Annotated in this window: 14 protein-coding genes and 1 other RNA gene; 11 read left to right on the forward strand and 4 right to left on the reverse strand. The window is 61.6% G+C overall.

Annotated features, from left to right (window positions below; all coding sequences use genetic code 11):
• Positions 1 to 24: 24 nt before the first annotated feature.
• Positions 25 to 687 (reverse strand): class I SAM-dependent methyltransferase, encoded by a 663-nt coding sequence (locus CHEJ32_RS0104515; protein WP_028032789.1) that lies wholly within the window; start codon positions 685 to 687, stop codon positions 25 to 27.
• Positions 684 to 1,931 carry a DUF3419 family protein gene (locus tag CHEJ32_RS0104520; RefSeq protein ID WP_028032790.1) on the reverse strand — a complete coding sequence of 416 codons (1,248 nt, stop codon included), beginning with the start codon at positions 1,929 to 1,931 and terminating at the stop codon, positions 684 to 686. Before CHEJ32_RS0104520 ends, CHEJ32_RS0104515 begins: the two co-directional genes overlap by 4 nt.
• Positions 1,932 to 2,096: 165 nt before the next feature.
• On the opposite strand from CHEJ32_RS0104520, the gene CHEJ32_RS0104525 reads away from it, so the two are divergent.
• Both CHEJ32_RS0104525 and CHEJ32_RS0104530 read left to right on the forward strand, forming a co-directional pair.
• Positions 2,097 to 2,435: a helix-turn-helix transcriptional regulator gene (locus CHEJ32_RS0104525; protein ID WP_028032791.1), complete on the forward strand. Its 339-nt coding sequence runs from the start codon at positions 2,097 to 2,099 to the stop codon at positions 2,433 to 2,435.
• Positions 2,432 to 2,908, forward strand: a complete 477-nt coding sequence (locus tag CHEJ32_RS0104530; RefSeq protein ID WP_028032792.1) for an SRPBCC domain-containing protein — start codon at positions 2,432 to 2,434, stop codon at positions 2,906 to 2,908. Before CHEJ32_RS0104525 ends, CHEJ32_RS0104530 begins: the two co-directional genes overlap by 4 nt.
• A gap of 75 nt (positions 2,909 to 2,983) precedes the next feature.
• On the opposite strand, the gene CHEJ32_RS0104535 is transcribed toward CHEJ32_RS0104530, so the two are convergent.
• Positions 2,984 to 6,619: a hydantoinase B/oxoprolinase family protein gene (locus CHEJ32_RS0104535; RefSeq protein ID WP_028032793.1), complete on the reverse strand. Its 3,636-nt coding sequence runs from the start codon at positions 6,617 to 6,619 to the stop codon at positions 2,984 to 2,986.
• A 224-nt stretch (positions 6,620 to 6,843) separates the two neighbouring features.
• On the opposite strand from CHEJ32_RS0104535, the gene CHEJ32_RS0104540 reads away from it, so the two are divergent.
• The 5 genes from CHEJ32_RS0104540 to rnpB all read left to right on the forward strand — a co-directional run bounded on the left by CHEJ32_RS0104540 (position 6,844) and on the right by rnpB (position 10,039).
• Positions 6,844 to 7,044 (forward strand): hypothetical protein, encoded by a 201-nt coding sequence (locus tag CHEJ32_RS0104540; RefSeq protein ID WP_028032794.1) that lies wholly within the window; start codon positions 6,844 to 6,846, stop codon positions 7,042 to 7,044.
• Between the two features lie 239 nt (positions 7,045 to 7,283).
• On the forward strand, positions 7,284 to 7,994 hold the full coding sequence (locus tag CHEJ32_RS0104545) for a DnaJ family molecular chaperone (protein ID WP_028032795.1): 711 nt from the start codon (positions 7,284 to 7,286) through the stop codon (positions 7,992 to 7,994).
• Positions 7,991 to 8,755, forward strand: a complete 765-nt coding sequence (locus tag CHEJ32_RS0104550; protein WP_028032796.1) for an N-acetylmuramoyl-L-alanine amidase — start codon at positions 7,991 to 7,993, stop codon at positions 8,753 to 8,755. Before CHEJ32_RS0104545 ends, CHEJ32_RS0104550 begins: the two co-directional genes overlap by 4 nt.
• A gap of 223 nt (positions 8,756 to 8,978) precedes the next feature.
• Positions 8,979 to 9,545 (forward strand): lytic transglycosylase domain-containing protein, encoded by a 567-nt coding sequence (locus CHEJ32_RS0104555; RefSeq protein WP_371179775.1) that lies wholly within the window; start codon positions 8,979 to 8,981, stop codon positions 9,543 to 9,545.
• Between the two features lie 47 nt (positions 9,546 to 9,592).
• Positions 9,593 to 10,039: RNase P RNA component class A (rnpB, locus tag CHEJ32_RS26130), an RNA gene on the forward strand.
• A 46-nt stretch (positions 10,040 to 10,085) separates the two neighbouring features.
• On the opposite strand, the gene CHEJ32_RS0104560 is transcribed toward rnpB, so the two are convergent.
• Positions 10,086 to 10,487 (reverse strand): VOC family protein, encoded by a 402-nt coding sequence (locus CHEJ32_RS0104560; RefSeq protein WP_028032798.1) that lies wholly within the window; start codon positions 10,485 to 10,487, stop codon positions 10,086 to 10,088.
• Positions 10,488 to 10,892: 405 nt separating this feature from the next.
• On the opposite strand from CHEJ32_RS0104560, the gene mraZ reads away from it, so the two are divergent.
• From mraZ to CHEJ32_RS0104580, 4 genes are read left to right on the forward strand one after another with little or no spacing between them, the layout of a single operon-like run.
• A complete protein-coding gene (mraZ, locus tag CHEJ32_RS0104565) occupies positions 10,893 to 11,363 on the forward strand; it encodes a division/cell wall cluster transcriptional repressor MraZ (protein WP_028032799.1) in 471 nt (156 codons plus the stop codon).
• Positions 11,360 to 12,373, forward strand: coding sequence for a 16S rRNA (cytosine(1402)-N(4))-methyltransferase RsmH (rsmH, locus tag CHEJ32_RS0104570; protein ID WP_028032800.1), 1,014 nt, complete (start codon positions 11,360 to 11,362; stop codon positions 12,371 to 12,373). The genes mraZ and rsmH overlap by 4 nt, the downstream gene beginning before the upstream one ends.
• 7 nt (positions 12,374 to 12,380) lie before the next feature.
• Positions 12,381 to 12,752 (forward strand): hypothetical protein, encoded by a 372-nt coding sequence (locus CHEJ32_RS0104575; protein ID WP_028032801.1) that lies wholly within the window; start codon positions 12,381 to 12,383, stop codon positions 12,750 to 12,752.
• Positions 12,749 to 14,476 (forward strand): penicillin-binding protein 2, encoded by a 1,728-nt coding sequence (locus CHEJ32_RS0104580; RefSeq protein WP_028032802.1) that lies wholly within the window; start codon positions 12,749 to 12,751, stop codon positions 14,474 to 14,476. The genes CHEJ32_RS0104575 and CHEJ32_RS0104580 overlap by 4 nt, the downstream gene beginning before the upstream one ends.
• The last annotated feature ends 35 nt before the right edge of the window (positions 14,477 to 14,511 follow it).

Raw genomic sequence — 14,511 nt, forward strand, 5'->3', positions numbered from 1 at the left:
GTAGCCTTGTTTGCGGCTGCCCCATCAGCCCATCTGCGCCACCGCATGGACGGCATAGCCCCCGAAACATGAGTCGAAACGTAGGCTTGCGCCGCGCTTCTCGCATTCCGATTCAAGTACTTCACGCAGTGAATCGCGGGGGCTTACATGGAAGCTGGCGAGCCAGTGACGAAGTCCCCGACGAAACCAGCCGGGAAGGTTTTCCTGCTGGCCAAAATCGACGATATGGAGCGAGCCTCCGCTTTCGACGCAGTCGAGTGCGGCCGAAACCGTCCGTTCCCAGGGCGGAATCATAGACAAGGCATAGGAAAGGAAAACGCGGTCGAAGCGGGATCTGCCGAAGAGCGGCGCGGCGTCGAAATCAGAGGCATCGCCGCGAGCCAGCCGGACAATATCGTGAATATGTTCGCGGTGAAGTCTCTTCTGGGCGGTTTCCAGCATCACCTGCGAGATGTCGAGACCGTAGAACAACGCTTTGGGATAGCGTCCGGCGGCGAGCGCCAGGTTCCGGCCCGTGCCGCAACCCAGCTCCAGCACCGAGCCGCCGCGCGGTACGACCAACCCGTCGATAAGATCGTCCCGTCCGAGCAGGTAGAATTTGCGCGTAAGATCATAGATGTGCCGCTGGTGGCGATAGACGCTGTCCATCAGCCGGGCATGCGAGGGGTTGTCCGCCACCGCGCTCATGCGTCGTTCTTCACATAGAGATGGAAGCCGCCATAGATCGCGGAGCGGTCACCTGCGGCAAGCTCCCGCGAGCGTGCGAACTCGTAACGCCACTCGCCAAGCAGGGCATCGGAAAGGCGTCCCGTGAGCAGGGTCGGCTGCGCCGCGGTGCGGAAGATCACACGGGCGCCGGGGGCCGCCGTGCGCGTGATTTCGGTCCAGAGCGTGTTCAACTGCTGGTCGCTCATCCAGTCCTGCGCGTCGAGAAGAATGAAACGGTCGACACTGCCGGCGGGCTTTGCTGCCAAAAGCTCCACGAAATTGGCGTGATGGACGAAGACCCGTCCGCTATTGGCCCGGATTGTCGCGAAGTTCTCCCGCTTCAGATAGACCGGCAACTCGGCCTCGCCCTCGCGCGGATAGCGCCTGGCAAAGGCTTGCCAGGCGAAATAGTTCTGCTTGAGCGGAAAATGGCAGGCGAGCTTCTCGAGCCGGGTCGAAAGCACCTCGGCCATGCTGCCATTGCCGGAGCTGAGCAGGGCATCATATTGTGCGGGCGGTATGCCCAGCCCGAAGAGCGAGGCCTTTCGCGACGTTGCCCAACGGACCAGGGGTTTATCGAACAAGGGCTTGAGGCGTTCTTCGAAAAAACGGCGCTGGTCGCGCAGATTGGTCGACTGCATGATTTCGGCCGGATCGACGCCGTGAAATTTGGCCGCGCGATGGCCCATGGCGATAAAGAAGCCGAGCAGCCCCGTGCGATAAAAGTCGCGGCCGAAGGCACAAATGCGCCGCCGTCCGAGAAGATCGCGTGTCTCCCAGTAGCGGCGAGAGCGGGCATCGAGCTTCTCGGCGATGAAGCGGTCATAAGCCGGCACATTGGAGCTGTGACCGGGCTCGCCGAAGAAACGCAGCACGTCCTCGTAGTTGGGCAGCGCAGTGAAGGCGGCGAGCTTCAACCTGTTGAGCGCCACATGTGCGCCATTGAGGTCGACCACGTCGATGCGCCCGGGCGAGCGAGTAAGATAGGCGAGCATATTGCAGCCGCCCGATGCGATGGTGACCACGCGGTGGCCCTCGGTGAGTTCCATTGCGGCCATGTCCACCTCAGGGTCTTCCCAGATCTGTGGGTAGACGAGGCCTGAGAAGAGCAGAGCGAACAGGCGCTCCGAAAGGCCTTCCTTCGAAAGCAACCTGTTCTGGTAGACGGCCTTGCCGATACGATGATGCGAGGAAAGGCCAATATCGGCGGAAAGATCTGTCATCGCCTGAGTCCTCCGGGCACTTGCCAAGCCCTAGCTCAGCTCGATGACAGCCGATTGAAGGAGATGTGACGCTGTGTGACGGCCTTGTGAATCAGCTTCGGCGAGAATCCGCCTTGTCAAAGTCACTGGTGATATATAAGATATTTGTTATATAAGGAACTGCGCATGAAAGATTTGGACGGAGCGTTTTCGGCGCTTGCCGACCCCACTCGCCGCGCGATTCTTGCGCGCCTTGCGGTGGGCGAAGCTACGGTGATGGAGCTGGCGGAACCGTTCGATATGTCTCAGCCGGCCATTTCGCGGCACCTGAAGGTGCTTGAAGGCGCGGGGTTGATCACGCGGCGCGTGGAAGGAACGAAGCGGCCCTGCCGACTGGCGCCGGATGCGATCCGGCAGATCGACCGGTGGCTCGACATGCTGCGGGAAGCGCTGGCGCGCAACTATGACCGGCTCGACCAGGTGCTGGCCGAAATGCAATCGGAAGAAGGAAAGGAAGCCCCATGAGCCAACTGACACTCAAGACCGAGGGCGATACCCACGTCGTCGTCACCCGCCGTTTCGCAGCTCCGCCGGAAGCGGTTTATCGCGCGCATATGGAGCCCGCCCTTCTCAAGAAGTGGCTGCTTGGTCCTGAGGGCTGGACAATGCCCGTCTGTATCAACGAGGCGAAGCCGGGAGGCAAGATTCGCTATGAGTGGTCCGACGGGAAGGGCGGCGGGTTCTACCTTACGGGCGAGTTCATCTCGCTGGAGCCGTTCCGGCGCATTGTTCATGTCGAGCGCATGCACCTGCCGGACGCGACGCCCGACAACCATGTCGAGACGATCTTCGAGCCGGACGGCACCGGGACGCTCATGACCATGCGCATGACTTTGCCGGATTCCGAGACGCGGACGGCCATGCTTGCCACAGGCATGGAGCATGGCATGGAGGCGAGCTACGCGCGGCTGGAGGAGACCCTCGAGGAGGAGGGGTAAGGCACAGCTGCCAGACCCAACGTCGTCCTCGAAGCAAGGCGAGGCTATCAGCGACTTGGCATGAGCAAAGCGTCTTTATGATTTTCCAAATCCCCCGGCCGTCGGCGTGGTGACAATCACCGCCTCGCCGGCGTCTATCACAGTCTGGTCCGAGGCCTTCAACACTTCGATCCGGCCATCCCTGCGCCGCACCTCGGTCTTGCCGACCTGGCCGTCACCTCCGCCGTCTATACCGCGCGGTGGCGTCGCGCGGTGGGAGGCGAGGATGGCGCATTCCATCTTCTCCAGGAAGCGGAGCGTGCGTCTCGTTCCGTCCCCCGCCTTCCAGCGGCCCTTGCCGCCGGAGCCTTCGCGGATGTGGAAGTCCTCGAGCAGTACCGGGAAACGCAGTTCCAGAATTTCCGGGTCGGTCAGGCGCGAATTGGTCATGTGCGTGTGCACGCCGGAGGTGCCGTGGAAGCCGCGGCCGTCATTCATACGGCCAGCCGGCGAGCCCGAGCAGATCGTCTCGTAATACTGATAGGTCTCGTTGCCGAAGGTGAGATTGTTCATCGTGCCCTGTGCGTTAGCCAGCGCACCCATGGCAGCGAAGAGCGCATTGGTCACGTGCTGTGAGGTCTCCACGTTCCCGGCCACCACTGCGGCCGGATAGGAGGGCCGCAGCATGCAACCCTCCGGAATGATGATTTTGACGGGCCTGAGGCATCCGGCATTCATCGGGATCGAGCCTTCGACCATCACGCGGAACGCATAGAGCACCGCCGCGCGGGTGACCGGCTCCGGCGCGTTGAAATTATTCCTCATCACGGACGAGGTGCCGGTAAAGTCGACCGTCGCCTCGCGTTTCCCGCGGTCGACCGTGATCTTCACCCTGATCACCTGGCCGGTGTCAGTCGGGTACTCGCAGGAGGATTCGTCCGGCAGGCGCTCCAACACGCGGCGCACCGCTTCCGCGGCATTGTCCTGCACATGGCCCATATAGGCCTCGACCACGTCGAGGCCGAAATTGGCGACCATCTTCTTCAGCTCCGCCGCGCCCTTCTCGTTGGCCGCGATCTGTGCCTTCAAGTCGGCGATGTTCTGGTGCGGGTTGCGGGCGGGGTAGGGATGGTTCGTCAGGAGCTCGTAGAGTTCGTTCTCGCGGAAGCGCCCGCGCTCGACCAGCCGGAAGTTATCGAAGAGCACGCCTTCCTCATCCACCGTCGTGGCGAGCGGAGTCATGGAGCCCGGCGCGGTGCCGCCGACATCCGCGTGATGGCCGCGCGAAGCCGCCCAGAAGAGGATCGTTTCGCCTTTCTCGTCGAAGACCGGCGTGACAACGGTTATGTCCGGCAGGTGCGTGCCGCCGTTATAGGGGGCGTTCAGCGCAAAGACGTCTCCCGGATGGATATCGCCCTCGTTGAGGCGGATGATCGTCTCGACGGAACGGTCCATGGAGCCGAGATGCACCGGCATATGCGGGGCGTTCGCCACCAGGGCGCCCTGGCCGTCGAACACGGCGCAGGAGAAGTCGAGCCGCTCCTTGATATTCACCGAATAGGCGGTGTTCTGCAGCGTTACGCCCATCTGCTCGGCGATCGACATGAAGAGATTGTTGAAGACCTCCAGCATCACCGGATCGGCATCGGTGCCGATCGCGGCCTGGCGTGCCTTCTTCTCCACTCGGCGCATGAGCACGTGGTCGCGCGGCGTGATCTCGGCCTGCCAGCCGGGCTCGACCACCACTGTCTGGTTCGCCTCGATGATGAGGGCCGGGCCGGCGATCCGGTTGCCCGGCGCAAGCTCTGACCGCAGGAAAATGCCGGCGTCCCGCCACTTGCCCTCGCAGAAGATCTGCCTGACCACGTGCGGCTCTGCCGTGTTGTCGTTCACGGGCAGGAGAGACTCCTCGGGCGCAGCACGCCGCGCGTCCACGCCTTCGACATTGACCGCCTCCACGACCAGAGGCTTGTCCTCGTAGACGAAGCCGAACTGGGCTTTGTGTGCAGCCTCGAAGCGCTTCCTGGCCTCCTCCACCGAGCGGTTGTCGAAAGGGATGGAGAGGGTGGTGTCCGTGCCATCGTAGCGGATTTCCAGGCGGATGCGCCACTCGGTCGCCTCAGCCTCTATGTCCTGGCCCTTCAGCTCCTTCGAGACGTCGGCCTGGAGTTCGGAGACCATGGAAGCGATGTCCGCCACCGCGCTATGCGACAAAGGCTTTAGAAGCGCCTTCTGGCGTGAGGCGGATACGGTCGCAAGCCCGATCCCGTAAGCCGAAAGCAGGCCAGAGAAGGGATGGATCAGAACCGCCTCCATGCCAAGCGCGTCCGCGACGAGGCAGGCATGCTGCCCGCCTGCGCCACCGAAACAGTTGAGCAGATAACGCGTCACGTCATAGCCGCGCTGGACGGAGATCTTCTTCACCGCGTTTGCCATGTTCTCGACGGCGATGGTGATGAAGCCCTCCGCCACGGCCTCCGGGCTCCTGCCGTCACCGATTTTCTGGGCCAGTTCGGAAAAGCGCTGGCGTACGATGCCGAGCTCGAGTGGTAGATCTCGTTCCGGACCGAAGATCGCGGGGAAGAAGTCGGGCTGCAACTTGCCCAGCATGACATTGGCGTCCGTCACGGCCAGCGGCCCGCCGCGGCGGTAGCAGGCCGGGCCGGGGTTGGCGCCGGCCGAATCCGGCCCGACCTTCAGCCGCCGATCCTCGTAATGCAGGATCGACCCACCGCCCGCCGCCACGGTATGGATGCGCATCATGGGCGCGCGGATGCGGACGCCGGCAACTTCCGTATCGAAGGCACGCTCATACTCGCCATCGTAATGGGCGACGTCGGTCGAGGTGCCGCCCATGTCGAAGCCGATCACCTTCTCAAAACCGGCGATCCGGGCGGTCTCCACCATACCCACCACGCCGCCGGCGGGCCCGGACAGGATCGCGTCCTTGCCCTGGAACATGTCTGCTGCGGTCAGCCCGCCCGAGGACATCATGAATTCGAGACGGGGAGAGCCGGCCCCCCCTGCGGCGTGGATTCCCAGTTCCCCCGCCACCAGTCGCACATAGCGGGAGAGAATCGGCGAGAGATAGGCGTCCACCACGGTCGTGTCGCCGCGGCCAACCAACTTGATAAGCGGCGAGGTCTCGTGGCTTACCGAGATTTGCGTGAAGCCCAGGTCGCGCGCGAGTTCGGCGGCCTTTTTTTCATGCGCGGGGTATTTCCAGGCATGCATGAAGACGATCGCGACCGCCGCGATCCCGTCGCGGCGCGCGGCTTCCATCTGGTGCCGGACGGATTCCAGATCGAGCTCCGTCTCGATCATGCCGTCCACGCGCACCCGCTCAGGTACCTCGACCACCCGCTCATAAAGCTGCTCGGGCAGGATGATCTCCTTGGCGAAGATGTCCGGCCGCGCCTGGTGGGCGATCCTTAGCGCATCCCGGAACCCCCTGGTGATAAGGAGGAGCACGCGGTCGCCCTTGCGCTCAAGGAGCGCGTTAGTGGCAACGGTCGTGCCCATCTTCACCTCACCGATCTTTTCGGAAGGGATGCGCTCGTCGGATGCAACGCCAAGAAGGTCGCGGATGCCCTGGATGCCGGCGTCGCGATAGGCTTCCGGACTTTCCGAGAGGAGCTTGCGCTGGTGCAGCCTACCGTCGGGATCCCTGCCGATCACATCCGTGAACGTGCCGCCGCGATCGATCCAGAAATCCCATTTGCCAGAAACCATGCATTCCTCTCTGCGCGATAAAGGCTCGAATAACAGCAGTCATTTTATCACGGGTGAAGACAATATTGGCTCCTGGGCCGTTGTCTCGGCCGAAAGGCGTCCGAGCGAGGCAACGATGGGATCGATTACATTCTGTCATCCAATGTGAGGAAACCCCCTTTGTCGCCATGCATTTCGAAGATGGCTGCCCCATCGGGCTGCAACGGTAAAGGGAGACATACTCGATGAAGAAGATCCTGACAGGTCTCGTCTGCGGCACCGCCCTCTTGGGCCTTGCGGCTTGCGGCGACGCCGACAACACGACCACCCAGAGCGTGGAGCCGGATGCAACGCAGACGACGCCGGCCAATCCGCCGGCTGCTACCCCTCCGGCAGATACGGGCGCTGGCGGTGGAGCAGGCACAGGCACCAACACGGCGCAGTAATCCAGGAAAGTGCCCAAGGCCCCAGCGCTTGGCTGGTGTTCGGATCCTTGAGCTCGCTCGGATCGCTTTGGGAAAGGCAGAAAGGCCGGGATACCGGCCTTTCTCTTTGTGGGCCTAACCCGCTTTAGATGATTAAATCACGCTCCCAACACAAGAAGACCGAAATTCCGCACCAAGCGCTGTGCGACGAAAAAGCTGTCTCGAAATCAGCGCCAAATCATCTTAAGAGTGCGGATCAAATGTCTATTCTTCGCCGCATTTCCGAATATGTCGCGCGCGCCTCCGGAAGCGTGCTTTCCGCCATTGTCGAAGCGGTTCGCACGGTTTTCCAAGGCGACCCCGAATTGCGCAAGCGCGTCGCGTTTTCGATCGCCATCATCGCCCTGTCCGCCAAGATGGCAAAGGCGGACGGCATCGTCACCGCGAACGAGGTACGCGCCTTTCATGAGATCTTCGCCGTACCACGGCACGAGATGCGCAACGTTATGCGCCTCTATGACCTTGCCAAGCAGGATGTGGCCGGCTTCGAAGCCTATGCCAGGCAGATGGCCGGTCTCTGCGGGTCCGGCCACAAAAACTGTGCGATGCTGGAGGACATTCTCGACGGGCTGTTCCACATCGCCAAGGCGGATGGCGTTCTGCACGAGCGGGAGCACAGCTTCCTGGCGCGGGTGGCCGAGATCTTCTCGATCACCGAAAGCCATTATGCCCGCATACGCGCGCGTCATGTGCTCGGCGACAAAGCGGACCCTTACGTTCTGCTCGGCGTGAGCCCGGACACGCCTTTCCCAGAGATCAAGCGGCGGTATCGCCAACTGGTAAGGGAGAGCCATCCGGACCGGATGATTGCGCGTGGCGTTCCAATGGAGTTTCTGGCGCTCGCCAATGCCAGGCTTGCTGCGATCAATGCTGCCTTTGAGCAGATCGAAAAGAGCTGGGTGCCCGTATGACCGCCTTTCCGCCCGATTTTGTAGGGGCGGTGGTGCGGCCCTCGCCGAATTTTGGCGAGAGGCGTGGCGGGCGGAAGCCGGATGCATTGATCCTCCATTACACCGGCATGACGACCGGGCAAGCAGCGGAAGATTGGCTCTGCAACCCGGTAAGCGAGGTTTCCTCACATTATCTGGTGTATGAAGACGGGCGCATCATACAGATGGTCCCTGAAGCAGCCCGCGCCTGGCATGCGGGCAAGGGCTCTTGGAAGAGGGAGGAGGACGTCAATTCCTTCTCGATTGGCGTGGAGATCGTCAATCCCGGGCACCAGTTCGGCTACCCCGATTTTCCCGACCTGCAGGTGGAGGCGGTGATCGCCCTTTGCCTGGATATCTGCCGACGTAACGCAATCCTGCCACAAAGGGTGCTTGCCCATTCAGACACTGCACCGGGCCGAAAGGTGGATCCGGGAGAAAAATTTCCCTGGAAGCGCTTAGCTGAGCACGGCGTCGGTCACTATGTCGCGCCGGAGCGGATCGCGGGCGGAAATGCGCTTTCCCTTGGCGATGAAGGTGACGCGGTCGCCTTATTGCAGCGCCGTTTGGCCGATTATGGGTATCGCGTTGATGTAAATGGCATTTTTGATGCTGCGACGGAGGTGGTGGTAGCGGCATTCCAGCGTCACTTCCGCCCCGCACGCGTTGACGGGGTCGCCGATTCGTCCACATCGGAGACGCTCCAAAAGCTCATTTCCACCCTGCCGAAAACGACAAGTTGAAATGATTTTCTCTTAAAGTGTTACGAACTGTAACGCCTTTTTACTCCTCAAGCCCTTTTTGGTTCATCTTCCACCGTAAAACCCAATCCCATCGGTGGCGGGCGGTACTGTTCCGGCCCAGCAAAGAGCAACCAAGAAATGTCGTGGCGCAGGCGGCGGCAATAACAAACGGGTAACTATGAAAATCAGTGTGTTTATTGCGACAGCGATCGCTGTCGGAGCGATGACTATTGCCTCGAATGCCAAGGATGTTTCCTCCGAGGGAGGCTTGGCCGTGGCGAATGCGGAAGCGGTTCCCAGCAACCTCATGGACGCGCTAAATCAGCCGAAAAAGACCAGTGGAGCAGCAAAGAAGCAGGTGGACAAGACAGTGACGGCCTCAACCCGGGTTCCGAAGCAGTCGAACAAGCAGGGCGGACGTCCCTACCACTCTATCATCTCTCGTTATGCAACCGAGTATGGCGTGCCGGTTTCGCTTGCCCATGCCGTGATCTCGGTGGAAAGCAACTACCGGCCGGGCGTCCGGGGCAGGGCCGGCGAGATCGGCCTTATGCAGATCAAGCCCGCGACCGCGCGCATGATGGGCTATAGCGGTTCGGCCAAGGGCCTCTACGAGCCGGAGACCAACATCAAATACGGCATGAAGTATCTGGCTGAGGCGTTCAAACTGGGCGGCGGAAAGACTTGCTCGGTCATCCTGAAATACAATGCCGGGCATGGAGCAAAGCGCATGAATCCGGTCTCTTCGGCCTATTGTCAGAAGGTGAAGCGGCTGATCGGCGGGAAATAAACGAACCCCATTGCCTTTTCCTTCGGGAATCCCTTTATACGGGGCTACCAGCCGGTCGGACGGCCGCACGCGCAAGCGCCGAAAGGCCGCGTGTGAGGAAAGTCCGGGCTCCACGGAAATACGGTGCCGGGTAACGCCCGGCGGGGGTAACCCTAGGGAAAGTGCCACAGAAAGCAGACCGCCCCGCCTATAAATCGGCCCCGATGCGCTGACGCAGCCTCTCGACGGACCGATTTATTGGCGGGGTAAGGGTGAAAGGGTGGGGTAAGAGCCCACCGCGCTTCTGGCAACAGAGGCGGCACGGTAAACCCCACCGGGAGCAAGACCGAATAGGAACGGCATGAAGGGAGACCTTCAAGGCGATTTCCGGCCCGCCGTTCGGGTAGGTTGCACGAGGCCGATGGCGACATCGGTCCAAGAGGAATGGTCGTCACGTCGCGCTGTCTTCGGACGGCGGGGCCATACAGAACCCGGCTTATAGGCCGGCTGGTATTTCTTCTTCACCCGGAAGGGGTTGCGGGCGCCTCCTCGCACAAAGATTCATGCGGATCGTCCGGGTTCCGCCCGGCGTGTCGCTTCGAACAGCTCCACGGGGTTTCCGCTCGGATCTTCGACAATGATCTGTCTGCCGCCAATTCCTTCGATGATGTCGCTGCGGAAGACGCAGCCTTTGGACCTCATGTCGGCGACTGTGGCATCAAGGTCTTCCACCTCCACCTGGATGCGGTTCCAGCCTCCTGGTGAGGGCGTGGTGCCGTCGGGCATCGATTGGCCTCCGCCGCCAGCGCCCGCCCTGTTGAGCAGAAGTCTGAGGTCGCCCTTCGAAAGTGCCGCAAAGGCCGGAGCGGGATGCATTGCTACGCTGAACCCGAGTGCGTCGACATAGAACGGGATTGCCGCGTCCACATCGTCGACAATGTAACGGACGGAAACGGTCATCATCTCTCCTCCTCGGATGCTGACCTTATCATTCTAGTCCGATCACCGGCGCAAGGCGACCAGGATCGCAGCGGCCCGTTGCTGTCTGGGTCGATGCGAAGAGGGGCGGTCCTAACACTTCGTTAGCGTTAATGGCTCATAAAAGCCGCATGCTTTTGTGCGGCCAGGAGTATTGCTCAACGCCATTGACGATGGGGTCAGTTCCCGTTGACGCCCATATTGTCCCATGCTATCCCATGAACACGTCAGTTCTCGTTCCAGTCAAGTCATTGAAAGCTGTGTCGCTTGCGGGTCAGGCGGGGCGCTGGAGCGTGTTTGCGCGTGAGGGCGTGCAAGCAACTGAGGAGCCGCGATTTCCCGCGGTTGGAGCAATGCAGAGGGGCAGGGCGTCGCTAGTCGCCGCAGAATATGGACCGGTTTTTATCCAGCGCGACCAACAAGATCGATACGAAGGGGCGGGTTTCTGTGCCGGCCCATTTCCGGTCCGTGCTGCAGAAGCGGGGCTTTGTGGAGCTCTATGCGTTACGTGCGCTGGACGTTCAGGCCATGGATGTGGGCGGCCCGGATCTTCTCGACCGGTACGAGCAGCGCATCGCGTTGGAGGATCCGTTTTTGCAGGCCGCCGACGACATGTCTTTCTTCGTGCATGGGGATGGCAGCTTCCTGAAGCTCGATCAGGACGGGCGCATCACCATCACCGACTTCATTCGCGAGCATACGGGGATCGGCGCGGAAGTGGCTTTTGTAGGACGCGGGCTTTTCTTTCAGATGTGGGAGCCGGAGCGGTTGAAGGCTCACGCCGGTGCCGTGCGTTCAAGGCTTCTCAAGCTGCGGCAGCAGGCCTCAGAGGCTCGGGCTGCCGCCCTCCCGGAATCATGACCGGCGCCGGCGAAGACGGCGGCAGACCGTCCCTCCATATTCCGGTTCTTCTGGCCGAGGTGGTGAAGGCGCTTGATCCGGCGCCCGGTAAGCTGATCCTCGACGGGACCTTTGGTGCTGGCGGCTACACGCGGGCTATGCTCGAACGAGGCGCCAATGTGATCGCGGTCGACCAAGATCCTGATGCCATCGCAGGCGGTGAGCGGATGGTTCTGGAATTCGGCGGAAGGATGCGACTAGAGCGCGGCCGCTTCTCCGAGATGGAGCGTCTAGCAGGTGAGATGCTCGATGGCGTGGTGCTCGATATCGGCGTCTCATCCATGCAGCTCGATCAGGCGGTGCGCGGCTTTTCCTTTCGCAGGGATGGACCGCTCGATATGCGCATGAGCCAGCAGGGCCTGAGTGCGGCGGATGTCGTCAACCGCTTCAAAGCGGCCGATCTCGCCCGGATTTTCGGGCTTTTAGGCGAGGAGCGGCATGCCGGCCGCATCGCCCGTGCCATCGAGAAGAGGCGGGCGGACAAGCCGTTCCAGACGACGGGCGATCTGGCGGACTTGGTCGAACGCACCATAGGTCACAAGCCGACAGACAAGATCCATCCGGCCACCCGCGTCTTCCAGGGGCTTCGCATTTTCGTCAATGACGAATTGGGCGAGCTCGCACGGGCGCTTTTCGCCGCAGAGCGGCTTTTGAAGCCGGGCGGCGTGCTTGCAGTCGTTACCTTCCATTCGCTCGAAGACCGGATCGTCAAGCGCTTCTTCCAGGCGCGTTCCGGCCCGCAGGCGCAGTCGAGGCATCTGCCGGAGGCGGCAGCGGCGCAGCCGACATTCGAGAAACCGATGAAGCCTGTTTCGCCGGGCGAGGCGGAAACGGCGGAGAACCCGCGCGCCCGCTCGGCGCATCTTAGGGCTGCGCGGCGGACGGAGCATCCCGCTGGCGTGGAAGATTTCAAACTTTTTGGCGTTCCCGCGCTGTTTGTCACAGAGCAGCTCGGCGAGAAGACGAGGTAGGCCCATGTTGTTTCGGACCAGCGACGTCATCCTGATTGCGGTCATGCTTTCGGCGGCCGCTTTCACCTACAAGACCAAGCATGATGCGGAAGCCATGATGGAGCGCATCGGCAAGCTGGAGACCAAGATCCAGCTCGAAAAGGACTCGATCGACGTGCTGAAGGCCGACTGGAGCCTCTTCACCCAGCCGGGACGGCTGCAGAAGCTGGCGGAGGCCTACAATTCCGAGCTGGGGCTTGAGGTAACGAAACCCCAGCAGATCGTGAATTTCTCAGCGCTTGGCGGGATTCCCTTTCCCGTCGACAAAGTGGGTGATCTGATCGCCGAACTTGGTGGCGGGGAAACCGATCCTACCGTTACCGGAGGAGTGCGGCCATGAAGCTTCCGAGCCTGAGGAAATCGAAGCAATCGCAAGCGGCTGCCGAGCCGTCTTCGATCGTGTTGCAAGGACGACGCAAGGCGACGTCCGGTCGGGCTCAAAGCCGCATCATAATGGCAATGGCGATGCTCTTCGGTATCTATGGCGCGATCGGTGCGCGGCTTGTGCATCTGGGCATGATCGAGGAACCGCCCGTGAACCTGCCGCAAACGCGGCCGACCGCATCCCGGCCCGATCTGCTCGACCGCAACGGCGAAGTGCTGGCCACGGATATCAAGACCGCCTCGCTATTTGCCGAGCCGCGCCGCATCGTCGACATCGACGAGGCGATCGAGAAACTGCAACGCGTCTTGCCCGATCTCGATTATGAACAGACCTATCGCAGGCTCGACAGCGATGCTGGTTTCGTGTGGCTGAAGCGGCAGCTTTCGCCGCGCCAGCAGAGCGACATCCTCGCACTCGGTATTCCGGGCCTCGGTTTCCGTACGGAGAAGACCCGCTTCTATCCCGGCGGCGCCACGGCCTCCCACATTCTCGGCCTCGTCAATATCGACAACAAAGGCATCGCCGGCATTGAGAAATATGTCGACGACCAAGGTCTTGCCGATCTCCAGGCACTGGGACTCGCTGGGCCGGACACGCTTGAGCCGGTGCGGCTGTCGATTGACCTCAGGGCGCAATATATCCTGCATGACGAGCTGTCGCAGGCGATGGAGCGCTATCACGCGATCGCCGGTGGCGGCGCCATCCTGAACGCGCGGACCGGCGAGGTGGTGGCGATGGTGTCGCTGCCCGACTATGACCCGAACAATCCCTACAACGCGCTTGAGAAGGACCGGATGAACCGCATGAGCGCGGGCGTGTTCGAGATGGGATCGACCTTCAAGCTCTTCACGACCGCCATGGCGCTCGATTCGGGGCTCGTGAAGCTGAGCGATAGCTTCGACGCATCCCGTCCGCTGCGCCTTGGCGGCTTCACGATCCGTGATTTCCACGGCAAGGGGCGAGTTCTTTCCGTGCCGGAGGTCTTCATCTATTCGTCCAATATCGGCACGGCCAAGATGGCGGACGTGGTTGGCATCGACGGCCATCGCGCCTTTCTCAAGAAGATCGGCCTCCTCGACAGGATGAAAACCGAGCTTCCCGAGGTCGCGCAGCCGACCGAGCCCAAGGTGTGGAAGAAGATCAATTCCGTCACCATCTCCTTCGGCCACGGCGTTGCGACCACGCCGCTCCAGACCGCCGTTGCCGCTGTGGCCATGGTCAATGGCGGCAAGCTCATCCCGCCCACTTTCCTGCCCCGCTCCAAGGAGGAGGCGCAAGCCCTGTCCACTCAGGTGATCTCGCCCGAAACCAGTGCGGCGATCCGTTATCTCTTCCGCCTGAACGTGCAGAAAGGAACGGGCGGTTCCGGCTCGCGCGCGGATGTCCCCGGCTTCTATGTGGGCGGTAAGACCGGCACCGCCGAGAAGGTTGTCAACGGCAGGTATTCGAACGACAAGCGCTTCAATGCTTTCCTCGCCGCGTATCCGATCAATGATCCGGAATATGTCGTGGTGGTGATCCTGGACGAGCCCAAGGGCGAAAAGCCCGGCATGTCTGCAACTGCAGGCCTCAATACGGCGCCGGTCGTCTCGAATGTTATCCGGCGTACTGCACCACTACTTGGCGTGGAGCCGGATTTCGGTCATGAAAGTGACGCTTTGCTGGTCTCCTACCGGTGATTCCGGATCAAATGAGCGGACCGACCGCAGAGAAT

Source organism: Chelativorans sp. J32 (genome assembly GCF_000518985.1).
In the GTDB taxonomy this organism is placed as follows: domain Bacteria; phylum Pseudomonadota; class Alphaproteobacteria; order Rhizobiales; family Rhizobiaceae; genus Chelativorans.